General features: G+C 51.6%; 29 protein-coding genes. 25 read left to right on the forward strand and 4 right to left on the reverse strand.

What is annotated here, in order from left to right; translation table 11 throughout:
• Positions 1-194: 194 nt before the first annotated feature.
• Positions 195-500, reverse strand: a complete 306-nt coding sequence (locus tag GON22_RS09760) for a DUF2627 domain-containing protein (RefSeq protein ID WP_160395908.1) — start codon at positions 498-500, stop codon at positions 195-197.
• 213 nt (positions 501-713) lie between these two features.
• Between GON22_RS09760 and lpdA the strand changes: the two genes are divergently transcribed.
• From lpdA to lipB, 5 genes are all read left to right on the forward strand, one after another.
• The gene (gene lpdA, locus GON22_RS09765) at positions 714-2,144 is read left to right on the forward strand and encodes a dihydrolipoyl dehydrogenase (protein WP_160395909.1); all 1,431 of its coding nucleotides are present in this window, start codon (positions 714-716) and stop codon (positions 2,142-2,144) included.
• Between the two features lie 192 nt (positions 2,145-2,336).
• A complete protein-coding gene (locus GON22_RS09770; RefSeq protein ID WP_160395910.1) occupies positions 2,337-3,359 on the forward strand; it encodes a thiamine pyrophosphate-dependent dehydrogenase E1 component subunit alpha in 1,023 nt (340 codons plus the stop codon).
• A gap of 2 nt (positions 3,360-3,361) precedes the next feature.
• The gene (locus tag GON22_RS09775; RefSeq protein ID WP_160395911.1) at positions 3,362-4,348 is read left to right on the forward strand and encodes an alpha-ketoacid dehydrogenase subunit beta; all 987 of its coding nucleotides are present in this window, start codon (positions 3,362-3,364) and stop codon (positions 4,346-4,348) included.
• A 38-nt stretch (positions 4,349-4,386) separates the two neighbouring features.
• The gene (locus GON22_RS09780) at positions 4,387-5,757 is read left to right on the forward strand and encodes a dihydrolipoamide acetyltransferase family protein (protein ID WP_160395912.1); all 1,371 of its coding nucleotides are present in this window, start codon (positions 4,387-4,389) and stop codon (positions 5,755-5,757) included.
• Between the two features lie 69 nt (positions 5,758-5,826).
• Positions 5,827-6,564: a lipoyl(octanoyl) transferase LipB gene (gene lipB, locus GON22_RS09785; RefSeq protein WP_160395913.1), complete on the forward strand. Its 738-nt coding sequence runs from the start codon at positions 5,827-5,829 to the stop codon at positions 6,562-6,564.
• On the opposite strand, the gene prli42 is transcribed toward lipB, so the two are convergent.
• On the reverse strand, positions 6,526-6,624 hold the full coding sequence (prli42, locus tag GON22_RS26740) for a stressosome-associated protein Prli42 (protein ID WP_160395914.1): 99 nt from the start codon (positions 6,622-6,624) through the stop codon (positions 6,526-6,528). The two genes, lipB and prli42, sit on opposite strands and share 39 nt — an antisense overlap.
• 139 nt (positions 6,625-6,763) lie before the next feature.
• On the opposite strand from prli42, the gene GON22_RS09795 reads away from it, so the two are divergent.
• Positions 6,764-7,894, forward strand: coding sequence for a M20/M25/M40 family metallo-hydrolase (locus GON22_RS09795; protein ID WP_160395915.1), 1,131 nt, complete (start codon positions 6,764-6,766; stop codon positions 7,892-7,894).
• 77 nt (positions 7,895-7,971) lie between these two features.
• Here GON22_RS09795 and mciZ read toward each other — a convergent pair whose 3' ends face one another.
• The gene (gene mciZ / locus GON22_RS09800; RefSeq protein WP_160395916.1) at positions 7,972-8,124 is read right to left on the reverse strand and encodes a Z-ring formation inhibitor MciZ; all 153 of its coding nucleotides are present in this window, start codon (positions 8,122-8,124) and stop codon (positions 7,972-7,974) included.
• A gap of 126 nt (positions 8,125-8,250) precedes the next feature.
• On the opposite strand from mciZ, the gene GON22_RS09805 reads away from it, so the two are divergent.
• The 3 genes from GON22_RS09805 to fur all read left to right on the forward strand — a co-directional run bounded on the left by GON22_RS09805 (position 8,251) and on the right by fur (position 10,184).
• Positions 8,251-8,811, forward strand: coding sequence for an NUDIX domain-containing protein (locus tag GON22_RS09805; protein ID WP_160395917.1), 561 nt, complete (start codon positions 8,251-8,253; stop codon positions 8,809-8,811).
• A 131-nt stretch (positions 8,812-8,942) separates the two neighbouring features.
• Positions 8,943-9,572, forward strand: coding sequence for a stage II sporulation protein M (spoIIM, locus tag GON22_RS09810; RefSeq protein ID WP_160395918.1), 630 nt, complete (start codon positions 8,943-8,945; stop codon positions 9,570-9,572).
• A 126-nt stretch (positions 9,573-9,698) separates the two neighbouring features.
• A complete protein-coding gene (fur, locus tag GON22_RS09815; RefSeq protein ID WP_160395919.1) occupies positions 9,699-10,184 on the forward strand; it encodes a ferric iron uptake transcriptional regulator in 486 nt (161 codons plus the stop codon).
• Between the two features lie 61 nt (positions 10,185-10,245).
• On the opposite strand, the gene GON22_RS09820 is transcribed toward fur, so the two are convergent.
• A complete protein-coding gene (locus GON22_RS09820) occupies positions 10,246-11,523 on the reverse strand; it encodes a S8 family peptidase (protein ID WP_160395920.1) in 1,278 nt (425 codons plus the stop codon).
• Between the two features lie 239 nt (positions 11,524-11,762).
• Between GON22_RS09820 and ald the strand changes: the two genes are divergently transcribed.
• From ald to GON22_RS09900, 16 genes are all read left to right on the forward strand, one after another.
• On the forward strand, positions 11,763-12,872 hold the full coding sequence (gene ald / locus GON22_RS09825) for an alanine dehydrogenase (protein WP_160395921.1): 1,110 nt from the start codon (positions 11,763-11,765) through the stop codon (positions 12,870-12,872).
• A 150-nt stretch (positions 12,873-13,022) separates the two neighbouring features.
• Positions 13,023-13,253, forward strand: coding sequence for a DUF4227 family protein (locus tag GON22_RS09830; RefSeq protein ID WP_160395922.1), 231 nt, complete (start codon positions 13,023-13,025; stop codon positions 13,251-13,253).
• Positions 13,254-13,337: 84 nt separating this feature from the next.
• Positions 13,338-14,228: a tyrosine recombinase gene (locus tag GON22_RS09835; protein WP_160395923.1), complete on the forward strand. Its 891-nt coding sequence runs from the start codon at positions 13,338-13,340 to the stop codon at positions 14,226-14,228.
• A gap of 78 nt (positions 14,229-14,306) precedes the next feature.
• Positions 14,307-15,485 (forward strand): phosphopentomutase, encoded by a 1,179-nt coding sequence (gene deoB / locus GON22_RS09840; protein WP_160395924.1) that lies wholly within the window; start codon positions 14,307-14,309, stop codon positions 15,483-15,485.
• A gap of 26 nt (positions 15,486-15,511) precedes the next feature.
• Positions 15,512-16,360 (forward strand): purine-nucleoside phosphorylase, encoded by an 849-nt coding sequence (locus GON22_RS09845; RefSeq protein ID WP_160395925.1) that lies wholly within the window; start codon positions 15,512-15,514, stop codon positions 16,358-16,360.
• 119 nt (positions 16,361-16,479) lie between these two features.
• Complete coding sequence (locus tag GON22_RS09850; protein ID WP_160395926.1) at positions 16,480-16,671, forward strand: aspartyl-phosphate phosphatase Spo0E family protein; 192 nt, start codon at positions 16,480-16,482, stop codon at positions 16,669-16,671.
• Positions 16,672-16,678: 7 nt separating this feature from the next.
• Entirely contained in the window at positions 16,679-18,007 is a 1,329-nt protein-coding gene (locus GON22_RS09855) for a pyrimidine-nucleoside phosphorylase (protein WP_160395927.1), read from the forward strand.
• 252 nt (positions 18,008-18,259) lie between these two features.
• Complete coding sequence (locus GON22_RS09860) at positions 18,260-19,456, forward strand: D-alanyl-D-alanine carboxypeptidase family protein (RefSeq protein ID WP_160395928.1); 1,197 nt, start codon at positions 18,260-18,262, stop codon at positions 19,454-19,456.
• A 129-nt stretch (positions 19,457-19,585) separates the two neighbouring features.
• On the forward strand, positions 19,586-19,939 hold the full coding sequence (gene spoIIAA, locus GON22_RS09865; RefSeq protein ID WP_006039331.1) for an anti-sigma F factor antagonist: 354 nt from the start codon (positions 19,586-19,588) through the stop codon (positions 19,937-19,939).
• Positions 19,936-20,391 carry an anti-sigma F factor gene (spoIIAB, locus tag GON22_RS09870; RefSeq protein WP_160395929.1) on the forward strand — a complete coding sequence of 152 codons (456 nt, stop codon included), beginning with the start codon at positions 19,936-19,938 and terminating at the stop codon, positions 20,389-20,391. Before spoIIAA ends, spoIIAB begins: the two co-directional genes overlap by 4 nt.
• 20 nt (positions 20,392-20,411) lie before the next feature.
• Positions 20,412-21,167, forward strand: coding sequence for an RNA polymerase sporulation sigma factor SigF (gene sigF, locus GON22_RS09875; RefSeq protein ID WP_006039329.1), 756 nt, complete (start codon positions 20,412-20,414; stop codon positions 21,165-21,167).
• An 85-nt stretch (positions 21,168-21,252) separates the two neighbouring features.
• A complete protein-coding gene (locus tag GON22_RS09880) occupies positions 21,253-21,918 on the forward strand; it encodes a stage V sporulation protein AA (RefSeq protein WP_237179094.1) in 666 nt (221 codons plus the stop codon).
• Positions 21,884-22,339: a stage V sporulation protein AB gene (locus tag GON22_RS09885; RefSeq protein ID WP_160395930.1), complete on the forward strand. Its 456-nt coding sequence runs from the start codon at positions 21,884-21,886 to the stop codon at positions 22,337-22,339. Before GON22_RS09880 ends, GON22_RS09885 begins: the two co-directional genes overlap by 35 nt.
• A 27-nt stretch (positions 22,340-22,366) precedes the next feature.
• The gene (locus GON22_RS09890) at positions 22,367-24,403 is read left to right on the forward strand and encodes a spore germination protein (RefSeq protein ID WP_160395931.1); all 2,037 of its coding nucleotides are present in this window, start codon (positions 22,367-22,369) and stop codon (positions 24,401-24,403) included.
• A gap of 191 nt (positions 24,404-24,594) precedes the next feature.
• A complete protein-coding gene (lysA, locus tag GON22_RS09895) occupies positions 24,595-25,926 on the forward strand; it encodes a diaminopimelate decarboxylase (RefSeq protein ID WP_160395932.1) in 1,332 nt (443 codons plus the stop codon).
• A 66-nt stretch (positions 25,927-25,992) separates the two neighbouring features.
• Positions 25,993-26,424, forward strand: coding sequence for a peptidylprolyl isomerase (locus GON22_RS09900; protein WP_160395933.1), 432 nt, complete (start codon positions 25,993-25,995; stop codon positions 26,422-26,424).
• Positions 26,425-26,630: the final 206 nt, after the last annotated feature.

The following is a 26,630-nucleotide window of genomic DNA, read 5'->3' on the forward strand; positions in this document are numbered from 1 at the left end:
ATACGAGCATTCCAGCATTTCTGCTGACAATCAGAAGCCTTTCTAACCTTATGGTTAGAGAGGCTTTTGTAGTCATTTCGAGCTGCTAGTGGTGCCTGCTGTTGGGCGGTTGTGGGGATGTGATCGTATGGGGCTAATACTCTGCCTTTACGAAAACAACCCGAACGCAAAATAGCGCACGGGTTGCAATACAATTATTGGGTTGGCCGCTGTGGACGAGGGCGTTTTTTTCGGAATCGAGGTGCAACATAATTATGTTTGCGGTCCCGGAAGAAAATCCAGCCTGCGATGAAGCTGACGCCGATCGCAAATAGTACGAGCCCGATTAGGAAGGTAAGCCATGCGAACGGGGACGAACCTGTATCATTTCCGTAAGATACAAAGTAATCGTATAGCGCATCCTTCATTTTTAAAAATCCGTATGTTGCTGCGATCCCGGGAACGACGAGGATGAGGACAGCAATAAAGCGCGCGGCTACGACGCTGGGTTGTGCTTTCATGGGGTAAGATTCTCCTCACTAAATTAAAACACATTTTTTCAATTCTTTTAAACCTCTTGTTCTATCATACCGTACTCCTTTTGTGCTGTCTATTTTGTTTGAAGCATGTTTTCTAACGTTAAAAAAAGGTACAATAGAGGCAGTGACTGGAACAGGTCTTCGATAGGATAGGATCATCCGGTATTATGGGAGCTTATGAAAGGGTGTTAGTTTATGGCAATTGAAGTAGATGTGGCCGTCCTTGGCGGGGGCCCAGGCGGATATACCGCAGCAATTCGCGCTGCCCAGCAGGGAAAGCGAACGGCTATTATTGAAATGGACAAGCTCGGTGGAACTTGTTTGCATAAGGGATGTATCCCAAGTAAATCATTGCTTCGAAGCGCGGATGTTTATGCGACGCTGCTTAAAGCACATACATATGGCATTTCAGTTGCTGAAAATGCATTTTCCGTTGATTTTGGCCGTGTTCAAGACCGTAAAGAGCAGGCCGTAGACCAGCTGTATCGCGGGCTGCAATCGTTGATGGCGAAGCACGGAATTACGATTATAAACGGTAAAGGGCGTATTATCGGGCCGTCGATATTCTCGCCAAGAAGCGGAACAGTTGCCGTGGAACTGGCGGATGGGGAGATGGAGTCGGTTGTATCAAAACATCTTATCGTTGCAACGGGCTCGCGTCCTCGGCAAATTCCGGGATTAGAGGCTGATGGCCGCTTTATTTTGACAAGCGATGATGCGTTGCAGCTCGAGAGCTTGCCTGCATCTATCATCATTGTAGGCGGTGGCGTGATTGGTGTGGAATGGGCATCTTTATTGAATGATTTTGGAGTCGAGGTAACGATTGTCGAAGCTGGGGACCGCATTTTGGCGACGGAAGATGATGATGTGTCCCGTGAGATGGCTCGCCTGCTGCGCAAGCGAGGCGTTAAGCTTTTAACAAGCGTCTCTTTACGGCCTGATACGTATGCGACGAAGAATGCAAGTTTTACTATATCTGCGACAAGTGCAGAGGGCGATATCGAACTGCAAGCTTCTTGCATGCTTGTTAGTGTGGGCCGCATTCCGAACACAGAAGGCTTAGGTTTGGAAAATACGGACATTCGTACCGATGCGAACGGATTTATCGTTACGAATTCGTTCTATCAGACGAGCGAACGCCATATTTATGCGATCGGCGATGTAATTGGCGGCGTCCAGCTTGCACATGCAGCCGCGCATGAAGGGCTTGCTGCTGTTGACCATTTGAACGGCGGGAAGCCAGAAGCTGCCGCCGCACATCTCATTCCTCGCTGTGTATATTCAAGGCCGGAAACATCATCTGTCGGATGGACGGAACGGCAAGCGAGAGAGAAAGGCATAGATGTGAAAGTGGCAAAGATGCCATTTCAAGCGATTGGCAAGGCGATCGTTGCTGGCGAAACAGATGGCTTTGTAAAAGTGATTGCTGACCATGATACGAATGATATTGTAGGCGTGCATATTATAGGGCTGCATGCCACTGATCTAATCGCCGAAGCTTCGCTGGCACAGCTATTGGATGCAACGCCTTGGGAAGTTGGCCAATCGATTCATCCGCATCCAACGTTATCAGAGGCGCTTGGCGAGGCAATGTTAGCGCTGGATGGAGCTTCAACCGCATTTTAACAAGCATGCAGTGGGAGGGGACGGCAAGTGCAAACGGGAGAAAACCGGCTGCGCAAGCTGTTTCCCTTTTTACTGCAGGTCGGTTATAATAAATATGATCTAGTATTAGTACCTGGTTTTAATTTTTAACCGAATCGGTTAATCAGTAGAAGTGGCAACGCGTTCTGAAAGATCGCGAAGGAGGTTAACTGTATGAATGAAATGGAATCGAAAGTGGCGCGTCATCATCTGGTTGGGTTGACCGATGAGAAAGCGATTGATATGTACCGCACAATGGTATTGGCACGCAAGTTTGACGAGCGTGTATTGCTGCTCCAGCGGGCAGGGAAAATTAACTTCCATGTATCGGGTATCGGACAAGAAACGGCACAGGTTGCTGCAGGATTTGCGCTTGATCGCGATCATGACTACTTTTTGCCGTACTACCGGGATTATGGGTTAGTGCTTAGCGTCGGCATGACGGTGCGCGACCTGATGCTTTCCGTATTCGCGAAGGCTGAAGACCCGAATAGTGGCGGGCGCCAAATGCCCGGCCATTTTGGCAGCAAACGGCTTCGCATTGTAACGGGGTCGAGTCCAGTTACGACGCAGGTTCCACATGCCGTAGGCATTGCGCTTGCAGCGAAAATGAGAAACGAGCCTGTCGTTAGCTTGGTTACTTTCGGAGAAGGTTCAAGCAATCAGGGCGATTTCCATGAAGGCTGTAACTTCGCCGGCGTGCATAAGCTTCCTGTTATTATCATGTGCGAAAACAACCAATATGCGATTTCTGTTCCTGTGCATAAGCAGCTGGGCGGCCGTATCGTGGATCGTGCAGCGGGATATGGCTTCCCAGGGTATCGTGTAGACGGCAACGATCCGCTTGAAGTGTACCGTGTTGTCAAAGAAGCGCGTGAGCGCGGACTAAATGGCGAAGGGCCGACGTTGATCGAAGCAATGATGTACCGGCTGTCGCCGCATTCCACATCGGATAATGATTTGGCTTATCGGACGAAAGAAGAAGTCGATGTGAACCGCGAGAAGGATGGCATTCCGAAGTACAAGCAATATTTGCTTGATGCTGGCATATGGTCGGAGCAGCAAGAAGAACAGCTGTTGGCTGACATTCGCGTATTGCTCGATGATGCGACGACTTATGCGGACAAAGCGGCATTCCCGACGCCGGAAAGCTCGTTGCTGCATGTATATGACGGAGACGCGGAAGGGAGCAATTAGTTATGCCAGTTATGGAGTATATTGATGCGCTTCGTCTCGCGATGAAAGAAGAGTTAGAGCGCGACGATAGTGTTTTTATTCTTGGTGAAGACGTCGGCGTAAAGGGCGGCGTATTTACGACAACCAAGGGGTTGCAACAGCAATTCGGTGAACATCGCGTGCTCGATACCCCGCTTGCTGAATCGGCGATTGCAGGTGTTGCAATCGGCGCTGCCATGGTAGGCATGAAGCCAATTGCAGAGATGCAGTATTCCGATTTTATGTTCCCTGCAACGAATCAGATCATCAGTGAAGCGGCGAAAATCCGGTACCGTTCGAACAATGACTGGAATTGCCCGATCGTTGTGCGTGCACCGATCGGTGGCGGCATTTTCGGCGGGCTGTACCATTCGCAATGCCCAGAATCGGTCTTCTTCGGTACGCCGGGCCTTAAGATCGTAGCGCCGTTTACGCCTTATGATGCGAAGGGCTTGCTGAAAGCAGCGGTTCGCGATCCGGACCCTGTCATTTTCTTTGAAAATAAAAAATGTTACACGCTCATCACGGGCGAGGTGCCAGAGACAGATTATATCGTGCCAATCGGCGAGGCGAATGTGCTTCGTGAAGGCAACGACATTACGGTTATCTCCTACAGCTTGCCGCTTCACTTCGCTATGGAGGCAGCTGCTGAGCTGCAAGAGGAAGAAGGCATCAGCGCACATATTCTCGACCTTCGCACGCTGCAGCCGCTTGATAAAGAAGCAATTCTCGAAGCAGTCCGCCGTACCGGCAAGGTTATGATTGTCCATGAAGACAATAAGACTGGCGGCATCGGAGCTGAAGTTGCTGCGATCATCGCAGAAGAGCTGTTATATGAGCTGGATGCTCCAATTATGCGGGTGTGCGGGCCGGATGTGCCGGCGATGCCGATTAACCCGCCAGGCGAGAAATTTTTTATGCTGAATAAACAAAAAGTGAAAGAGGCCATGCAACAGCTTGCCTTGTATTAATCAATAGGGCGGCAAGGCCAGTTGGGGGATGAATAGCCATGAAATCGTTGACCGAAGTCGTCATGCCGAAGTTAGCGGAATCGCTCGTTTCAGCGATGATCGACAGGTGGCTGAAGCAGCCGGGCGATTCGATCGGCATGTATGAACCAATCTGTGAAATCATCACAAATAAAGTAAATGCGGAAATTCCTTCGACCGTTAACGGAAAGCTCGTGTCGATTTTGGTCGGTAATGGGCAAGAGGTACCGGTAGGGACACCGATCTGTATTATTGAAACGGAAGATGCGAACGCAGGAAGCACAACAGACGCCGCTCATGCAGCAGTTGAGCCAGTTGGCGCAACCCTTCCCGTGTATGGTTCCCAGAAAGCCACGAATGCAGCGCCAATGGCTGCGGAAGAGCCTGTCGAAGGCGATATGCGCCATCGCTACTCGCCGGCCGTTCAGCGTATTGCAGCAGAACAAGGAGTGAACTTGCAGCAGGTTCGCGGCACTGGCCTTGGCGGCCGTGTGACGCGCAAGGATGTTCTCGCATTCGTCGCTTCTGGAGAGCAGCCCGTTGCAGGAGCAACAGCAGCAGCCACGCCAACAGCAGCGAACGCTGTACCAGCGGCTCCTGTTGTGCCAGAGCAGCTTGTACGTACGACAGGGCTCCATTTATCCGAGACGCCGCGCATTCCACAGATCGAAGCAGAATCAGAAATACCGGGACGTGGCGAGTATTTCATCGATATTACGCCGATTCGCAACGCCATTGCGCGTAATGTGAAGCAAAGCGTCACAGAGATTCCGCACGCGTGGATGATGATCGAGGTTGATGTAACAAACCTCGTTCAGTTGCGCAACAAGCTGAAGGATGAGTTCAAAAAACGCGAAGGCGTTAATTTGACTTATCTGGCATTCGTCTTGAAGGCGGTTGTGAATGCAGTTAAGGATTATCCGATTATTAACTCGACATGGGCGACTGACAAAATTATCGTGAAACGCGATATCAATATCTCCCTTGCAGTCGGTACGGAAGATTCAGTCGCAACGCCAGTGATCAAAAATGCAGACCAGAAAAATATCGCAGGGCTTGCTCGCGAAATCGACGATCTTGCCCGTCGTGGACGCGAAGGGAAGCTGACGATGGCGGACATGGGCGGCGGTACGCTGACCGTGAATAATACAGGCTCGTTCGGATCGATTTTGTCTTATCCGACGATTGTGTACCCGCAGGCTGTTAACTTGACTTTCGAATCCATCGTGAAACGTCCGGTCGTTATTAATGACATGATCGGCGTTAGATCGATTGCGAATATGTGCTTGTCACTTGATCACCGAATTCTTGATGGCGTTATTTGCGGGCGATTCCTGCAAAGGGTCAAAGAGAACTTAGAGAGCTTCTCCATCGAGACGAAGCTGTACTAAGCTAAAGTGCAACACGCAGTAATAACTGTATAGCAAGAGAAGCAGAATGATGAAACGAGGCAGATGACGATGGCGATAACGAAACAATCGGATCGGCTTTTAACCGCCAGGTACATCCCTCTGATCGGCTACGCAGAAGCATGGGAGCTCCAGAAATCATACGTAAGCGGCATCGACAAGGAGGAGCAGAGTGAGACGCTGCTCCTTCTTCAGCATCCGCCGACTTATACGCTTGGTTCGGACCGTCATCCCGAGCATCTGTTGCTAGATGAGGCGCAATTGCAAGAACAGGGCATTTCGGTGTTTGAAATCGACCGGGGCGGGGACATTACCTATCATGGGCCAGGCCAGTTAGTCGGGTATCCACTGTTATATTTGGCCGCGGAAGGGCTGGACCTTCACGGTTATCTCCGCCAACTAGAGCAGGTCATTATCGATTGGCTTGCTACATATGGCATTGAGGGCGGACGAAAGGAAGCATATACGGGCGTGTGGATTGGCAATGCCAAAATCGCAGCGATTGGCGTGAAGTTTAATCGTGCGCGTACACGGCGCGGGTTTGTAACGAGCCATGGATTTGCTTTGAATTTGAAGGCAGGCATTGGCGAAGAAGGATTCCGGGGCATTGTGCCTTGCGGCATTACGGAATATGGCGTAACCTCGTTCGAGGACTTAACGGGAATAGCGATGTCACCGGAACGGGCGGCTGCAGAGCTGCTGCCGCTGTTTTGCCGCCAGTTCGGTTATGCGGCGCCATCTGGGCTATTATTAGATAAACAGCCAGCTGATGCCGGAGACAACGATTGATAAGAGCATCGCGGCAAGCATAAGCCAGACGACGATTTTGACAACACGGCTGCTAAACATTCGAAGTTTCCCCTCCCATGGTGGACACGGTTGTACCGCTTGTCTCTCTATCCTAACATAGAATTAAGGGACGTTCACCATCTCGTACGCACCTGTTGGAGATTGGACAAAGTTTTAATTTGAAATGGAGGGAATCCGTATGGTTCAACGCGAACGGCTGATTCAGGAGTTTATGGAGCTTGTGCAGATTGATAGCGAAACGAAGCATGAGCAGCGCATTAGCGAGGTGCTTAAACAAAAATTTGCTGCGCTTGGCTTGTCTCTTGAAGAGGATGATGCAGCTGCCAAAACCGGGCATGGCGCGAACAATTTGTTCGCTACGCTTGCAGCTAATGGCTCAGCTGATGCGCCAATTCTGCTGTTTACCTCGCACATGGATACGGTAACGCCTGGCAATGGCATCAAGCCGCAGCTCGATGCTGACGGCTACATTCGCTCTGATGGCACGACGATTCTCGGCGCTGATGATAAAGCCGGCCTAGCGGCCATGTTTGAAGCGATTCGTGCATTAAAAGAACAAAACGTGCAGCATGGCGCGATTCAATTCGTAATTACAGTAGGCGAAGAGTCGGGATTGCTGGGCGCACGGGCAATGGATGGCTCCAAGCTTAAGGCGAAGCTCGGCTTTGCACTCGATTCTAACGGGGCTATCGGCGATATCGCAGTTGCTGCACCTACGCAGGCTCGTGTTACGATTAAGCTGCATGGCAAGTCGGCGCACGCTGGCGTTAATCCTGAGGATGGCATCAGCGCGATTCAAGTTGCGTCTAAGGCGGTTGCAAGGATGCCGCTTGGCCGTATCGATAATGAAACGACGGCGAATATCGGGCGTTTCGAGGGCGGCGGAGCGACCAATATCGTATGTGATTACGTGAAGCTCGATGCAGAAGCACGCAGTATTGTGCAGCATAAGCTCGACAAACAGCTGGAAGCGATGAAGGAAGCGGTTGAATCTGCTGCAGCAGACTTCGGGGCACGGGCGGAGTTCGAGAGCGAGATCATCTACCCTGCCTTTAACTACACGGATGGCGATGAGGTTGTGGAATTGGCGAAGGCAGCGATTCAAGCGCTCGGCTTAACGCCTCGCACGTTCCATTCCGGCGGCGGCAGCGACGCTAACATCTTCAACGGCTTAGGCATTCCGACCGTTAACTTGGCTGTGGGCTATGAGCATATTCATACGACCAAGGAGCAGATTAAGGCGGATGACCTTGTAAAAACGACTGAGCTTGTAGTGGAACTTATCCGCCAAGCGGGAATCCAGAAATAACAAAAGCGAGGCCAGCATAAGCGGGAAAGTAACCGCTTGTGCTGGCCTTGCTTTTTATGTAAAAAAGGTTGAAATCATTATTGCGGGCAGCGGCGTTTTAAATAATCACCGAGCGTCAAATGGGCTGTAGAGGAAGGGGCCCGGCGGGTTGACAGCTCTTTGAGTTGGCGGCGAATCTCCCATCCTTTTCCTACCAGCCTTACACTTTCGTTCGCATAATAGGATTTCATAACATTACGCCCCTTCCGATTGGCTTGTTTTGGTATAATGAAGCATATGCAACGTTGGGACAACGTATGACAAGTCTTCAACAACACAACAACTTCAACTACTTCAACAAGTGAGGGGTTTACGGAATGACTGAACAGAAGCTCGAAGGCTGGCAGGAACGGACGCTTAGCTCGAAGCAAATATTCGAGGGCAAAATCATCTCTTTACAGGTAGATACGATTGAATTGCCAGATGGCGGGCAAGCAACGCGCGAAATCGTACGCCATCCCGGCGCTGCTGCAGTTTTAGCGCTGCTGGACGATAAGATGCTGGTTGTGGAGCAATTCCGCAAGCCGTTAGAGAAATTTCAAATCGAGATCCCTGCAGGGAAGCTTGATCCCAATGAGGATCCAATCGTATGTGCTGGCCGCGAATTGGAAGAGGAGACAGGGTATCGCGCGACTTCGCTTCGGCCGCTAAGCGCATTTTATACCTCGCCTGGCTTTGCTGATGAGAAGCTCTATGTTTATTTGGCAGAGGGGCTGGAGAAGGGGAAGATGAACCCGGATGAGGACGAGTATTTGCGGGTCGAAGCCATTACGCTAGAACAAGCGCTTGCCTATATTGCTGAAGGGCGAATTAGCGATGCCAAGACCGTATTGGCTGTGTACGCATGGCGATTATATAAACTGACAGGCGAAATATAAGCTAAGCCATCATTCGATTCGCAGAAGACTGCCAATTTCGGCCAGCTTGGAAGCGCGTGGGGGCTCGTCATACATAGTCTTGTCCGCTCATACATTGTAAGAGGAATGTATATGGACAAGAGGTGAGGCCCATGCGCACGAATGGTTGGAAGCCGCGAACAGCCGACTCGCTTATGCTGTATGTTTTTGTCGGCGTTCTGTTCGCTGTCGGTGTAGTATTCGGTGCGTTGGCTGTACATGCGCTAACGCTTGAGCAACAGCAAAACTTATCCGGTGATCTGGATCGATTCGTGAAAACGATGGAAGCGGGCATGTTTCCAGATGAAGTTGACACCTTTTGGTCACGCACAGCATTTTATGGCAAATGGATCTTGTTGATCGGCGTGCTAGGCTTGACGGTGGTGGGCCTTCCTTTCGTGCTGGCATTAGACTTCCTGAAGGGGGCGCTCGTCGGCTTTGCGATTGGCACGGTCGTAAGCGAGCATGGCTGGAAAGGGATTCTGTTCGCACTAGCATCGGTTGTGCCGCCGAATATGATTGTTGTGCCTGCCGTCATGATCGCAAGCGTCGCTGCATTGTCATTTTCGCTGCATGTCATTCGGTACCGCCTGATGCAGAGCAAGGGGAAGCTGCGGCCGGCTTTTGTGTCGTTATGCATGATGCTCGCCTTGATGCTGATTGCAGTATCGGCGGCATCATTGGTAGAGGCATATGTATCGCCTGCATTGATGCGCTGGGCAGCGCCATTATTGATGGAATAACGCAGCTCTGTCGTTTAAGGGGCAGTGTCGAAAACTGTAAATCGTTTGACTTTATTCGCGATTAGCCCCTATAATGAAAGCAAATGTTCCGGCAATGGGCGCAATACGTGTGCGAGGGGGGAAACCATGGAAGCCCGGATCGAGAAGATAAAACAGCAACTGCAGTCGCAGGGCTACAAGTTAACCCCGCAGCGTGAGGCGACGGTACGCGTACTGCTGGAGAACGAAGAAGATCATCTGAGCGCTGAGGAAGTATTCATGCTCGTTAAGGAGAAAGCGCCAGAGATCGGGTTAGCGACGGTGTATCGGACACTTGAGCTGCTTAGTGAAATGCATGTTGTAGAAAAAATGAACTTTGGCGATGGCGTTGCCCGTTACGATCTGCGAACGGATAGCAATAAGCATCACCATCACCATTTAATATGTGTGCAGTGTGGATCGATGGATGAGATTATGGATGATTGGCTAGGGCCGCTCGAGGAGCGCCTGGAGCTCGAATTCGGTTTTCAAGTTGTCGATCACCGATTGGATTTTCAAGGGGTCTGCCATCGATGCCAGGCCAAGAACGAAGAAGCAGGTACGGAGACGGCGCAGTCGGGTCGTACTTCTTAGTGCAAGCTACTTAGAGAAACAAGCGACTTTCGCACGGATCTGTGCGGGAGCCGCTTGTTTTTTATTTTGCTTTTTTCTTAACGCCAGCCACCCGCCGCTTCGCTTTACGCCGAACCGATTGCGAACGGGAGAAAACATTCGCGCGCTTGTTTACTAGTGGCGCAGAAGGGACAAAGCTAGCGCCTGCCCCGATTGTCGCAAGCTGCATTAGGCCGTTGCCCTGCGCTTGCCGGTTGTAGCCAGATAAGGTTTTGGCCCATGCAATGAGCTTGGAAGAAACTTCTTCTGGCGTCAACGAAGAATCGCTTGCAAGCAGAAGCGCAGCTCCGCCAGTGACATGCGGACAAGCCATACTCGTGCCGGACATGATTTGATATCCGTTGTCAAGCGCGGTAGAACGAATCTGCGCACCTGGCGCTGTCAGGCCAATGCCATCGCCTCGGCTGCTGAAGGAGGCGATCTCATCATTGCGCGTAGAGGCAGCGACTGCAATGGCTTCATCGAAGCTTGCTGGTTCATCGATACCGCCGCTTTCCGTTCCGCTATTGCCAGCTGATGCAACGATGACAATCCCTTTCTTGTATGCTTTCTGAATGGCTTCTTGAAGCGCAGCGCTCTGCTCGCCTGGCAGCAATCCAAAGCTCATATTAATGACTTTGATTTTGTTCTGCACACACCAGTTAATGCCTTGGATAATGTCCGAAATATAGCCGAGGCCTTCGCTATCCAGCGCTTTAATGGCGTACAGGGACGCTTTGGGTGCGACGCCGGGCTGCATGCCGTTGCTGCCTGTCGCACCAACGATCCCTGCAACATGTGTCCCGTGCCCATTGTCATCATAGTACGAGGAGCCGCCTGCCGTATTCACCCCGCCCGCGATGGCAAGATTAGCGTGTTTGGCGATGCCAGTATCGATAATGCCTACCCGAACATTCTCGCCTTCTGTCTTCTTCCATGCATCTGGAGCCTGCACACGGCAGATGTTCCACGTTGCATTCTCCGGACAGGCTGATTCATTGTTTTTGCGGCCCCGATTTCGGGCGGAAGCAGCAGGCAGCACATGTGCACGAACCTTTGCGTCTTTCTCGATATATTTAATTCCTGCGGCACGCGAAGCGATACGTACCTGGCTGTTAAGATGCCTTGCGTCGAGATAACAGCATACGATTCGATTTCTCCGTATCGTCTTAATGGGCTTAATCCCTTTGCTATTCATATAACGTATGAAACGTGCATAGGATTTGTCTCCTCGCAAGCCGATCAAATGCCGAGTTGTATATTTGGTAGCGGATGTTCGTACGCTTCGTCCGAATAACTGCTCCAAGCGGAATTTGGCCAAAATTGTCGTCTCTCCTTCAAACGTTCCCATTTGAGTGCATATGAAGCTTACGGCTACACCTATTGTATGGGGCTGATGCCGTCCGAGCATGGGCAGGCGCCGCCTGGCGCACATATTTTTGATATTGGGTGAGAAACGTATCGAGTAGGGCTGTCATCGGACGTGCTTGGCTCATACAACAATAAGAGGAAGAGCTTGCATCGCGTGTCGAACAACCATTTTGGCAAGGGGGAATTAGGATGCGAGTCGGAGTGCCAACTGAAATCAAAAACAGTGAGTTTCGCGTCGCGCTGACGCCAGCAGGAGCAGAGGCATTGAAAGCTGGCGGGCATCATGTCATTGTTCAAAAGGGAGCTGGTGCGGGCAGCGGCTTCACGGATGAGTCTTATGCGCAAGTCGGGGCGGAACTGGCTGACGGCGCTGAGAACGTGTGGAACGCATCCGATATGATAATGAAGGTAAAGGAGCCACTGCCGGAGGAGTACGATTATTTTAAGCCTGGCATGCTGCTCTTTACCTATTTGCATCTTGCAGCTGCACCAGCGTTGGCTGCAGCGCTTGTCGAACGGGGCGTTAGCGCTGTCGCCTATGAGACGATCCAATTGCCGGGAGGAAGCCTCCCGCTTCTCACGCCCATGAGTGAAGTAGCGGGCCGGATGTCAGTCCAGCTTGGCGCGCAGTACTTGGAGTCATTCTATGGCGGCCGCGGGGTATTGTTAGGTGGCGTGCCTGGTGTTGCGCCAGCGGACGTCGTCATTATCGGGGGAGGGATCGTCGGCACGAATGCGGCCAAAATCGCATTAGGGATGGGTGCTAACGTTGCTATTTTGGAAAAAAGCACCGAACGGATGCGCTACCTCGACGACATATTTGGCGGCCGGGTTCGCACATTAGCTTCGAACTCGCAAAATATCGCCGGTGCGGTGCGCAAGGCGGACCTGCTCATCGGCGCGGTGCTTATTCCGGGAGCGAAGGCGCCGCATCTCGTCACGGAGGAAATGGTGCAATCGATGAAGAAAGGTTCCGTCATTGTTGACGTGGCAGTGGATCAAGGAGGTTCGATTGCGACGGTCGACCGGCCGACCACCCATAAAGATCCCGTTTATGTAAAACATGATGTCATCCACTATGCAGTAGCTAACATCCCTGGCGCTGTTCCGCGGACATCAACACTCGCCCTTACGAATGTGACGATCTCGTACGCCCAAATGCTGGCGGATGGAGGGCTCGCCGCAGCGGTGAGAGATGAGGCGCTTCGCAAAGGGGTCAATACCTACAATGGAGCTGTGACGAACGAAGCGGTGGCAGCGGCAGTCGGCATGCCCCATGTTCCTTTTCATTTGGCCTGACCCGATGCTAGTTGTAATCGCGGCTCCAAACCTCGTTATGCACTCCTTGCTGCCCACGGTGCCCTCACTCTCGCTTCGAATGAACGAGCATTCAGGCGCATATGGTGTACTTAAAGGCAAGGAAGCCGAATGAGTTGGGAGGCGGGGCGAATGGTTGTATCTATACGCAAATGGTTCGGGCGCACCATATTTATGATTATTTTCATCCTTCTGACGATGATGACATTGGGCGGTTATCGCTGGCTAATGGATGTCGTTGCACCGGTAGATCCCTATCGTGAGCCGCAGGGGCAAGCGTTGAAGGTGTCTGGCCAGATGCAATCCCCTGAAGGCGGATCGATGAGCGATCGGCTGCGCTGGTTTTATTGGTACGGCGAATAGGCCTGCTTGGCAGGAGATTTCGTTGTAGCTGTGGAATACATGGGATGTAGGATATAACTTAGTTCAGAAGGGATAGCTGGGAAAATGGAGACGGAAATGCAATCGTTTCTGCGCGACTGGCCAGCAGGCCGATCGCTATCGGAAAGCACGCTCATGTCCTATGAACGGGACTTGAGGCATTTTATCCGGTTTGCAGCTGATGCAGGCATTAGTTCGCCAGAACAGGTGCAAAAGCATCATATGGCACGCTATTGGCTGGCGCTGCGGCAAGAAGGTCGCAAGAACGCGTCATTATCCCGTTATCGGGTTTCGCTCCGTGCATTTTTTCGTTATTTGATGGACAAGCAGCGTGTGGCTGCCGATCCAACCTCCGATATGGACGCACCGAAACCAGATAGTCCGCCACCGCGCATTTTATCTGCCGTTCAGGTCGAATTGCTCTTAGCTGCGCCTGATCTTTCCGAGCCGTCTGGCCTTCGTGACGCGGCTATTCTAGAGACGATGTATGCAACTGGAATTCGTGTATCTGAACTGATTGCCCTGGATTTGGAGCATGTCCATGTTTCGCTTGGGTTTATTCGTTGTTCAGCGAATGCCAAAGAGCGGATCGTGCCAATTGGACGGGCAGCAGCGGCTTCATTAGAAGCTTATTTGCTTTCAGCGCGGAGTCGGTTGCTGCGGCATAATTCGGAGGAGCAGGCGGTTTTTATTAATCGCCGTGGAGAACGGATGACAAGGCAGGGGCTTTGGAAAATCGTAAAAAAACATTCAGCGATAGCGGGAATTGAGGGAGACTTGACCCCTCATTCACTTCGTCACTCATTCGCTGCACATTTGTTAGAAAATGGGGCGGATGTGCGGGCGGTTCAAGAAATGCTGGGGCATGCCGGCCTTGCTGCTACGCAAAAATATGTACAATTGACGAAAACCCGCATGAAAGAAGTTTATGAGCGCTCACATCCTAGAGCAAGGTAAGCTTGCCGACTGATAGCGTAGGCACAGCGAGGCACTTGCAATGGCGAGCAGTGCGTAGGAGAGAGGAGTGACTGGCGCATGCGTTTTCAACGAATCGCACTTATCGTGCTAGATAGTGTTGGCATTGGAGAAATGCCAGACGCGGCATCGTTCGGAGATGTCGGGTCGCACACACTTGGCCATATCATACGGGAGACACCTGGCCTTCAAATGCCGAGGCTTCGCAGATGGGGCATTGACCGCATAGCAGAGCTCCCAGGCTGGCAGGCAAGCGATGAAGCGCCAGCCGCCTTTTATGGCAAGATGTCTGAAGCATCCGTTGGCAAAGATACGATGACGGGCCATTGGGAGATCGCGGGGTTGAGGGTTACGGTCCCGTTTCAAACGTTCCCCAATGGGTTTCCAGATGAGTTGATCCAAGCGTTTGAACAGCGGACTGGACGCAAAGTATTGGGCAATAAGCCATCCAGCGGCACAGTCATCTTGGACGAGCTTGGCGAAGAGCAAATGAATACAGGCGCATGGATCGTGTATACGTCTGCGGACAGCGTATTTCAGATTGCGGCCCATGAGGAAGTGATTCCTCTTGATGAGCTATATCGTGCATGTGAAGTTGCCCGCGAGCTAACGATGGACGAGCGGTTCGCTGTCGGCCGCGTTATCGCGCGCCCTTATATTGGCAAGCCGGGAGCGTTCGCAAGAACGCCGAATCGGCATGATTATGCATTGAAGCCGCCTGCGCCGACCGTACTGAATGCGCTCCAGCGTGACGGTTTTGATGTCATTGCGGTTGGCAAGATTCATGATATTTTTGACGGGGAAGGGATTACGCAATCGTTTCCGACAAAGAGCAATGACGACGGCATTCGCCGAACATTAGACCTTCTCGAGACGAGTTTTGAAGGGTTGTTGTTCACGAATCTAGTCGATTTTGATTCTTTGTATGGCCATCGCCGTGATCCTATTGGATATGGGCTAGCGCTTGAAGCTTTCGACCGTGCGGTGCCTGAGCTCGAGAAACGGCTAGGTCCTAGTGACTTGTTAATCATCACAGCAGACCATGGCAATGATCCGGTGCACGGAGGGACCGACCATACCCGGGAGTATGTGCCGCTGCTGCTCTATAGCCCAGCTTTCGTCACGCCAGGGGATGTTGGAATCCGTGCAACGTTTGCCGATATCGCTGCAACGATTGCGGATAACTTCGGCGTAACGCCGCCGCCAAACGGGGAGAGCTTGCTTGATTTATTAGGTTAGAAACGCAAGAACAATTGTGGGAGAGGATGATTACATTGTCGAATCATGCAGGAGAAGCGCTATTGAACGAAGCATATGCGGAAGCAGCAGCTTACATCTCAGCTCAAACATCAGTTAAACCAGAGATTGGATTAATTCTTGGCTCCGGGCTTGGTGTATTGGGTGATCATTTGACCGAAGCGACGACAATTCCGTATGAGAGCATTCCTCATTTCCCAATATCGACAGTAGAGGGCCACGCAGGCGAGCTTATGATCGGCAATCTAAATGGGCGAGCTGTTGTGCTGATGAGGGGCCGATTCCATATGTATGAGGGATATGGGCCTGAATTGACCAGTTTCCCCGTGCGTGTCATGCAATCGCTTGGTGTAACCAAACTGATCGTAACGAACGCAGCCGGCGGCATTAATACGGGATACGATCCTGGTGACTTGATGCTCATTACAGACCATATTAATTTGACAGGGCGCAATCCATTGATTGGTCCGAATGACGTCCGGTTTGGCGTTCGTTTCCCAGACATGTCGGAAGCATATAGCCGCAAGTTTCGTGCTATTGCACAGGAAACTGCGCAGGCGAGTGGTTTCTCGCTTCGAGAGGGCGTATACGTAGGCGTACTGGGGCCGTCCTATGAGACGCCTGCAGAAATTCGGATGATGCGCACGCTCGGTGCCGATGCGGTGGGAATGTCCACGGTTGCAGAAGTAATCGCAGCGCGCCATTGCGGCATTGAAGTACTCGGCATTTCGTGCATCAGCAATATGGCATCAGGCATTTTGGACCAGCCGTTGTCGCATGTTGAAGTCATTGAAACGACAGAACGCGTGAAAGCCCGTTTCCTGCAGCTCGTGTCTGAGGTCGTAACGAAGCTTTAGCCGTCATTTTTTGTCGAATTATCATAGATAATAATTCCACTCCGCCGACCGATTTTGACAGACACTGAAACCGATCGGTATTATAATTTTTTTGATTAGAGGAGTGGAGTGAAGACGATATGGAAAACCAATTGCTCGAACGAGTAGAGAAGCTTCGCGGCATTATGGTGGACGCCGTTCTGAATCGACAAACATTTCAGCACCGGGAGGTGCTGCACTTGAGCCAAATGCTTGATACGTTAATTGTGCAAGCACAAACCGAGCAGCATCGTACCCGTGTGCTAACGAGAGCCTCAACAGAGGAGGAGTAAGCAGCAGATGCGGGCAGTGGACTTGATTCATAAGAAACGCAATGGGGAACAGCTGACGTTCTCTGAAATTGAATTTTTAATAAAAGGCTATTGCCAAGGCGAGATACCGGATTATCAAATGTCCGCCTGGTCAATGGCTGTTTTTTTTAGAGGGATGACAAAGAAAGAAACGGCTGACCTGACGATGGTGATGGCGCATTCTGGAGATACAGTTGACCTGAGCGCGATTCACGGGCTGACAGCGGACAAGCATAGCACAGGCGGCGTGGGCGATAAAACAACATTGATCATTGCTCCTCTTGTCGCAGCAATTGGCGTGCCAGTGGCTAAAATGTCCGGCAGAGGGCTTGGACATACCGGCGGAACGATCGATAAGCTTGAGGCAATTGCGGGTTTCCAAACCGAGCTTGCGCGCGACGATTTTTTTGCCCAAGTGAATGATATAGGCTTGGCTGTTATTGGCCAATCTGGCAATTTAACGCCTGCGGACAAGAAGCTATATGCATTGCGGGATGTGACCGCTACGGTCGAATCCATTCCGCTTATCGCGAGCTCCGTCATGAGCAAGAAGATTGCGGCGGGAGCCGACGCGATCGTGTTGGATGTGAAGGCGGGAAGCGGAGCGTTCATGAAGTCGCTTGAAGATGCAGAGGAGTTAGCGCGTGCGATGGTCGACATTGGTACCGAAATCGGCCGGCGTACGGCAGCTGTTATTAGCGATATGGACCAACCGCTTGGGTTTGCAATCGGCAATGCGTTAGAAGTGGCGGAAGCTATCGCTACATTAAAGGGGCAAGGGCCCCGTGATTTGGAACAGCTTTGCCTGGCGCTCGCTGCCCATATGGCAGTGTTGACAGGGCGGACCCAGTCGATTGAAGAGGCTGAAGCCTTATTGCGCGAAGCGCTTCGATCTGGTGCAGCGCTAGCCAAGTTCCGTGAACTCGTCGTTGCGCAAGGCGGAGATCCTACGATGGTGGACGAGCCAGAGCGCCTGCCCGCAGCTTCGGCATTTATCGAGGTGAAGGCGGGTTCAAGCGGCTGGGTGTCGGGCATTCAAGCAGAGCAGCTTGGGCTTGCCGCGATGAAGCTTGGAGCGGGCCGTGCAACTAAAGATACCACCATTGACTATGCCGTCGGTATTACGCTGCGCAAGAAAGTGGGAGACGCCGTGTCGGCGGGGGAAACGCTTGCGGTGCTGCACACGCATCAGGGGCATGAAGGGCTGGATTCTATTATTAATGAAACGGCTGCTGCGTTCACGATTGGACTAGAACAGCCACTGCTTAAGCCGCTGCTGCTATCCATTGTGACGGCGGACGAGACGATTCGGCTATAGGGTAGAACGAATTTTTAAATAAAGTTAGCAATACGGCGTTTCAAGGGGTGTCTCATTAGCCATAAAGGCTATAGGGGCAGCCCTCTTTTTGTATGCTGACTTTTTTGAAAAATGGAATATATTTCTGAGCGCCTGTCCATAATGAAGAGGAAAAAGCTGGCCGCCGTCTGTTTCGTGATCGAACGATAGGATCTCACATCGTATTGCCGCGGGCAGAGGGCTGGGCCGCATCATGCTCAGGAGGGATTGTTCTTGTTGAAATCAATCTGTACGAAACTAATCGCCTGTACTCTGGCGCTTGCGCTTGTTGTTCCTGCTGCCGTAGCAGCCGCAGAGGAAACTGCAGCACCAAAGCAATCCGCTGCAGCACCATCTGTCGATTTGGCGCCGTCTTCCCGCTCAGCAGTATTGATGGATGCGGATAGCGGAACCGTTATTTTTGACAAAAACAGCCATGATCGGCTGCCGCCAGCCAGCATTACGAAAATCATGACGATGCTGCTTATTATGGAGGCGCTTGATGACGGACGGCTGAAGCTCACAGATAAAGTTTCCGCCAGCGAATATGCATCGTCTATGGGCGGCTCCCAAATCTTCCTCGAGCCAGGCGAAGAGATGTCAGTCGATGAGATGATTAAAGGCATTGCGCTGGCTTCAGGCAATGATGCTTCAGTTGCAATGGCAGAGAAAATCGGAGGCTCGGAAGCGGAGTTCGTCAAGATGATGAACGATAAGGCGCAGCAGCTTGGCATGAGGGATACGCATTTTGCCAACTGTAACGGTTTGCCGGTAGCGGACCATTATTCGTCAGCCCATGATATTGCGGTTATGTCAAGAGAGCTGCTCAAGCATACGCAAATTACGAAATATACGGGCATGTACCAGGACTACTTGCGCAAAACGTCGGAGAAGCCGTTCTGGCTCGTGAACACCAACAAGCTCGTTCGCTTCTACACAGGCGCAGACGGCCTGAAAACTGGCTTCACGAATGAAGCGAAATTCTGTCTCTCAGCTACAGCGCGCAGGGACGGGCTGCGTGTGATTGCCGTCGTTATGGGCGAACCGAATACGAAGACGCGCAACGCAGAAGTGTCGTCGATGCTTGACTACTCGTTCGCACAATATTCCAACTACTCGATCTTCAAGCAAGGCGATGCCATTGGCAAAGTGAAAATCGAGAAGGGCGCCGTTCCCGAATTGGAGTTGAAAGCAACCCATCCGTATAGCGTGCTTATGCGCAAAGGCGCGTCCAAAGACAATATTCGTTATGAGCTGAAGCTGAACAACGCGTTGAAAGCGCCAATTAAGATTGGCGATCCGATCGGGCGCATCGTTGTTTACCAAGGCGAGCAGCAGTTGTCAGAGTTTGAGGTGCAAGCTCCTGTATCTGTAGCCAAAGCGGGCTGGTGGACGATGTTCAAGCGTACTTGCGGCGGATTGTTCGGCTAGGGCTAGGCACGCCCAGTGTAAGCGTTTTTTGTCGGCTCATAGCGCTAGGGTTCTAGTTTTGTCGTGAGGCAGGAATGGCAGGGACTGGCGGAGAATTCCATGTTCATAACGGGGAGGAGTGAACAGGAAATGAGTCTTCAAGTGGAGTTGGAGCATCGGCGCAACGTGTTGATCGTAAGGCTCAAAGGGGAGCTTGATCACCATTCAGCTGATGTTGTCCGTTACAAAATGGAAGATTCCATTATGAACGGCAATGTCGATCATGTGGTGCTCAGTTTAAAAGAATTGCTCTTCATGGACAGCTCCGGTCTCGGTGTCATCCTCGGCCGATATAAGCAGTTGAAAGCCAAGGGCGGCAAAATGGCAGTCTGTGATGTCAATAAGAGCGTGTACCGTTTGCTGGAGCTGTCAGGTTTGTTCAAGATTTTGGCGATTCACGATAATGAGCGGAGTGCGCTCACGAGTCTGGAGGTCGTATCATGAATGAGACGAACGTTGCCAATTCGATGAACCTGACATTCTCCGCGCGCAGCGAGAATGAGGCGTTTGCCCGCATTACAGTTGCAGCTTTCATCTCGCAGCTTGATCCGACCATGGAGGAGCTTAATGATTTGAAAACAGTCGTCTCCGAAGCGGTGACGAATGCGATCATTCATGGCTACGACAGCGATCCGCTTAAATTCGTAAAGATTGAAGCTTCAATTGAGAAAGAGACGATTCATTTGGTAATTAGTGACGAGGGCAACGGCATCGAGGATCTCGAGCTTGCCCGCCAGCCGTTGTATACATCCAAGCCGGAGCTTGAGCGCTCGGGCATGGGATTTACGATTATGGAAAATTTCATGGACCATTTTGAAGTAACGAGCGAATCCGGCCGGGGCACGCGCATCGCTATGACCAAGCGGATTGAATCGAAAAAAGCGCTTTTTAATTAAGCGCATAGGGGTTGGACCTCATGGATGTCGATTTGAAGCAAACGGCACAGCCGTATTTGGAAGACGCAGAAGTGAAGCGTCTGATCGCCTTGAGCCAATCCGGCGACAACGTGTCGCGCGATACGCTCGTGCATTGCAACATCCGGCTCGTATGGTCGGTCGTGCAACGGTTTATGAACCGGGGGTACGAACCTGAGGATCTGTTCCAGATCGGCTGTATTGGGCTTCTGAAATCAGTCGATAAGTTCGATCTATCCTACGACGTCAAATTTTCAACCTATGCGGTTCCGATGATTATCGGGGAAATCCAGCGGTTTCTTCGGGATGACGGCACGCTCAAGGTGAGCCGTTCACTCAAGGAAACGGCGAACAAGGTCCGCAAGATGAAGGACGAGCTGTCCAAGACGCTTGGGCGGCTGCCGACGATTACGGAAGTGGCAGAGGGGCTCGGCATTACGCCAGAGGATGTCGTTTTTGCACAGGAAGCGAATAAGCCTCCAACGTCCATTCACGAGACGGTGTTCGAAAATGATGGCGATCCGATTACCCTCATGGACCAGATCGCCGATGATTCCCAGGAACGATGGTTCGATAAGCTTGCGCTGGCCGAAGCGATTGAAGGGCTTGCGGAGCGGGAGCGATTAATCGTTTACCTGCGCTATTATCGGGACCAGACACAGTCTGAAGTGGCAAGCCGGCTCGGCATTTCCCAAGTGCAGGTATCGCGGCTCGAGAAAAAAATATTGCAATTGATCAAAGACCAAATCGCCCAATAAACGGCGATTTGGTTTTTTTATTGGCTGCTCAGCCATACTAACCAAGAACCTGAACAGCCACTCGCGGATATGGAGGGGATGCGGCTTGAATAATGATAAGTCAGCACCGTCGGTGCTCTATATGCGGCTAAGAAAACGAGTCTATTTGAAAGCGGAGGAGGCGGTCACCCTTGGTCAAGCTGCTCGGCTGCTTGCGGATGATGAGCTGGAGCCTGAGCTGTCTTCCCTTGTGCTCTACAAACATATAACGGCTGACGGCAACCGGGTTGTGATCGATTTGCTGCAAATTATTCGGGTCATCCGCACTAGGTTCCCAGCGCTTGCAATCGAAACCTACGGCGACCCGCAGGTGCTGCTAATGGTAGGCGAGAGGGTTGAGAAGCCGCGGATTGCTGTACTGCTTGGCGCATGGCTGCTTCTCTTTTTCGGAGCTGGCCTTGCGATTATGAACTTTCATACGGATGTCAGCATGAAGGAAGTGCATCAGCGCATTGCTGAGCTGGTGACGGGCAAGAAGGTTGAGCACCCGTTATGGTTTCAGATCCCATACTCGGCCGGCATTGGGCTGGGAATGCTGCTCTTCTTTAACCATCTATTCAAGAAACGGTTTAACGAAGAGCCGAATCCGCTTGAGGTCGAGCTGTATTTGTACCAGGAGAATGTGAATGCCTATGTCGTAGCAGATGAAATGCGCAAAAAACAAGGAAACGCACAGCATGCTTCACCTACAGCAGGTGATTCAAGTGGGTGACATCGCGCGTGCCCTTTTTGTTGCATTGCTTGGGCTGGGCGGCGGGTTAGCGGTCGGTTCTGGGCTCGTGTCGCTGCTTATTATTTTGGATTTAATTCCAAGGCTAGCGCAGCTAGGAAATGCGTATCGACACTCCGTATGGTTCGAAACAGCCGTTATCGCAGGCGCGCTCTATTGGACATTTGCAGATTTTATGGACTGGTCGCTGCATTGGCAATTGCCGGTTGCCCTGCCAGTGGCGGGGCTATTCGATGGATTGTTTGTCGGCATGCTGGCAGCGGCATTGACCGAGGTCATGAACGTGCTTCCTATTTTGGCCAAACGAATCGGGCTTGCGCGGCATATTACAGCGCTTGTGCTGGCAATGGTGTTAGGAAAAACGGCTGGATCATTGTTCGATTGGCTGTATTACCAATGGTAATTGGAAATGGATAAGGAGGAGAAGCCAATGCGCAATCGAGATAATAAGCAATCGGATGGAGAATCGTCATTTATCATTCCAGAGGCACTGCAAATGCTCGGGGATATGCAGCTTGAAGATGAGGAAGAGGACGAGCTGCTGTTAAAGCCGGACAAGAACAGCCATGAGGAGACGCATGCGACGAAGGCGGGTAAGCAAATTCTGCCTGATTATCAAGAAAGCGATGAAGGCGACTGGTCGGAGGTGCTGCTGGATATGCCGGATTTCGATGAAGCAGATCGCGGCCATTCACCTAAAGCTAACAAGGAAAAGAAGCCAAGAGAGCATGGCTCAAGCAAAGAACAAGATTCGCTTCATGTCGAGCTGTTATCGCTGCTGAAGGACGATAAGCGGTTGCGCGAATTAATCTCGGCTGAGCTTGTGTCACGAGTGCCGTCCGGTTCAGCTAATCAGGAGGTTGCTGGCGAGCAAACGGGACAGCAGGGGGGGCGACAAGCCGAGCAACAAGCGGGGCAACAGGAAGCCCGCGGGCAAGCTGCGCAGGATGAATCGCCAAAGGCGCAATCAGGCCAGAACGGCGACAAGAAGGATGAGCATAAGGAAATTAGGCCAATCCCAGCTCAGATGGACCAGTTTCTAAAGAAGCTGGAGGATGAAGCCGGGTACAAAACAAGCTTCGACATCGTCGTTCGGGAAATGACGCTCGGCGGCAAACGGATCGCTTGCTTCTTTATGAATGGTCTCGCCAAAGATACCGTATTAACGGATGTGCTAACTCGCCTCACTTATTTGCAGCAAGACACAATCGATGCGCATGCCCTGCATGCTTTCATGGATCTGTACGTTCCAGCCGTTCAGGTGAAGCCCGTGGAAGACTGGACGGAGATGCTGATTGAAGTGCTTGCTGGAGCGACTGCATTTCATATTGAAGGCGAGAGCTCAACACTTATTATCGATGCCAAAAACTTCCCCGCTCGCGGGCCGGACGAGCCCTCGCTTGAACGGGTCGTTCGCGGTGCGCGCGATGGTTTTGTGGAGACGCTTATGGTTAACGTTTCCCTCGTGCGCCGGCGGCTGCGCGATCCCCAACTGCGATATGAGATCGTAAGAGTCGGTGAGCGGACACAGACGGACGTCTGCATCGCTTATATTGATGATATCGCCGATACGGAGCTTGTTGAGTCGATTCGGGATAAAATCAAGCAGGTCAAGCTCGACGGCCTTCCGCTTGCGGATAAACAGCTGGAAGAAGCGACAGTGAAGCGGGGATGGAATCCCTATCCGCTGGTGCGGTACTCCGAACGCCCCGACGTCGTAGCCGCACATTTGCTTGAAGGCAGTGTCTGCGTTTTTGTTGATACATCGCCGAGCGTCATGCTTTTGCCGACAACCTTTTTCGACCTTATTCAGCATGCGGAAGAAAATAGGCAAACGCCGTTTATCGGCACATACTTGCGATGGGTGCGCTTCATTGGCATCATGGCCTCGCTGTTTTTGCTGCCGGTCTGGTTCTTGTTCGTGCTACAGCCGGACCTGAAGCCGGTATCGCTTGATTTTATTGGCCCAACGAAAACGGGCAAAATTCCGATGGTCGTCCAGTTTCTGATCGCCGAGCTTGGGGTCGACTTGCTGCGCATGGCATCCGTCCACACGCCTACACCGCTTGCGACGGCGATGTCGCTCATTGCGGCCATTTTGATCGGCGATATTGCGGTTTCAACAGGGTTGTTCATTAATGAGGTCATTCTGTACATGGCGGTTGCCGCGATCGGCATGTTTGCTACGCCGAGCTATGAGCTGGGCCTTGCGAACCGTATCGTCAGGCTGCTGCTGATCGTATCGGTAGCCGTGTTCAAGGTGCCGGGATTTGTGGTCGCAACGACGGTTGTCCTCGTACTGCTGGTCATGCAGCGTTCGTTTAATCGTCCGTACATGTGGCCGTTTATCCCATTTGATTTTAAAGCGATGATGAGCATCATCGTTCGGGTGCCAGTCCTTCATAACCGGACAAGACCGAACCTGCTTCGCCCGAAACAGCGCGATAAAATGCCTCGAACCGATTGAAAAAGAACATGCCGGACAGTCTTTAAGGGCTGTCCGGTTTTTTGATATTGGGCGGCGTTCCAAAAAAAGTGCAAACGAAATGAGTAAAAATACATTTCTCCCTAGGTGCGATTACGGTATACTGATGACATTGGGTACAAATGAAACTGGTATTCCTATCATCTTACTTATTATCGGAGGGGTTTATTTTAATGTCCACTTACTTACACGGAACGAGTCAAATTAATAATAAAGGCCATCTTGAAATTGGTGGCTGCGATTTAACAGATTTGGCAAAAGAGTACGGAACGCCGCTATACATCGTCGACGAGGCGTTCGTACGCCAACGTGCACGCGAATTCGTAGAGGCTTTCCGCGCTACTGGCCTCAAGTTCCAAGTTGCATACGCAAGCAAAGCGTTCAGCGTTATGGCAATGTGCGCAATTGCGGAGCAAGAAGACCTGTCGCTTGATGTCGTTTCTGACGGCGAGTTGTACACGGCATTGCAAGCAGGTTTCCCGGTTGAACGCATCCACTTCCACGGCAACAACAAAACGCCTGAAGAGATCAACATGGCGATTGACGCTGGCATCGGCTGCTTCGTCGTTGACAACTTTATTGAAATGTCTTTGCTGAACGCACTGGCTGCGGACAAAGGCAAAACGGTTAACGTATTGCTCCGCATTACGCCAGGCGTAGAAGCACACACGCATGACTTCATCTCGACAGGCCAACAAGACTCGAAGTTCGGTTTCGACCTGGGCAACGGAACAGCGTTCCGTGCAATCGAAGAAACGCTGAAGCTTGGCAACCTGAACCTGCTCGGCGTCCATTCCCATATCGGTTCGCAAATTTTCGAGGTTGACGGATTCGGCATGGCTGTCGATAAAGTGGCAAAATTCGCGGTTAAAGTGCGCGATGAGCTCGGCAAAACGTTCTCGGTAATTAACGTAGGCGGCGGCTTTGGCATCCGTTATGTTGAAGGCGATTCGCCGCTTCCGCTCTCCACTTATGTTAACGCGATTGCAGATGCGATCATTTCCAACTTCACAGCTGCTAGCTACCCGACGCCTGAGATCTGGATCGAGCCAGGCCGCAGCATGGTCGGCGATGCGGGCACGACGCTGTACACGATCGGTACGCACAAAGAAATTCCAGGCGTACGCAAATATATTGCAGTAGACGGCGGCATGACTGATAACCCGCGTCCAGCGCTGTATGGCTCGAAGTACGAAGCGGTATTGGCTAACCGTGCTAACGATGCGAACGCAGAGACCGTAACTGTAGCAGGCAAAGCATGCGAAAGCGGCGATATGCTCATCTGGGATCTGGAGCTTCCGAAATCCGAGAGCGGCGACCTGCTTGCTGTATTCTGCACAGGAGCGTATAATTACGCAATGGCGAGCAACTATAACCGGATTCGCCGTCCGGCTGTTGTGTTTGTCAAAGACGGCGAAGCTTCGCTGGTCGTTAAACGTGAAACGCTTGAAGACATCGTCGTTAACGACGTCCTTCCGCAACGTCTGCGCAAGGCGACCGTATAACAAAATCGTTTACCGCCATTGATGGCTTAATGCCCGACATTTAGATGAACTAGGAGTTGAACGATAATGGCAAAACAAGCAAAAATTACGCTGGCTAACGGCGCGATCGTTACGATCGACCTGTTCGAGAAGGATGCGCCAAACACGGTCGCTAACTTTGAGAAACTCGCAAACGAAGGTTTCTATAACGGACTCGTATTCCACCGTGTTATCCCAGGCTTCGTCGCACAAGGCGGATGCCCTAGCGGCACGGGCACTGGCGGTCCTGGCTACACGATTGATTGCGAAATCAACCCGAACAAACACGAGCGCGGTTCGCTCGCAATGGCGCATGCAGGCCGTAACACGGGCGGAAGCCAGTTCTACATCGTCTACAAGCCACAACCGCATTTGGATGGCGTACACACGGTATTCGGCAAAGTGGTAGAGGGCATGGACCAAGTTGATGCTTTCAAAGGCCGCGACAAAATGGAAAAAGTAGAAATCGTAGAAGTTTAAATGCGATTGGAGAGAGCTGTGGAATGGCGACGGAGACCCGTCGCTGTGCCACGGCTTTTTTCTCATTCCCATGCATGCTCATGGCTGGAATCATGCGAAGCATATAGGGTTTAAGCCGCTTCAGGTCTTGCCAAATGAACAGTGGAGTGGTATAGTTCAGAGCATAACAAAAATCGCCAGTGGCAATTGGCGAGAACTAATATAGG

Origin of the sequence: Paenibacillus sp. MMS18-CY102 (assembly GCF_009789195.1) — a bacterium.
Classification (GTDB): domain Bacteria; phylum Bacillota; class Bacilli; order Paenibacillales; family Paenibacillaceae; genus Paenibacillus_T.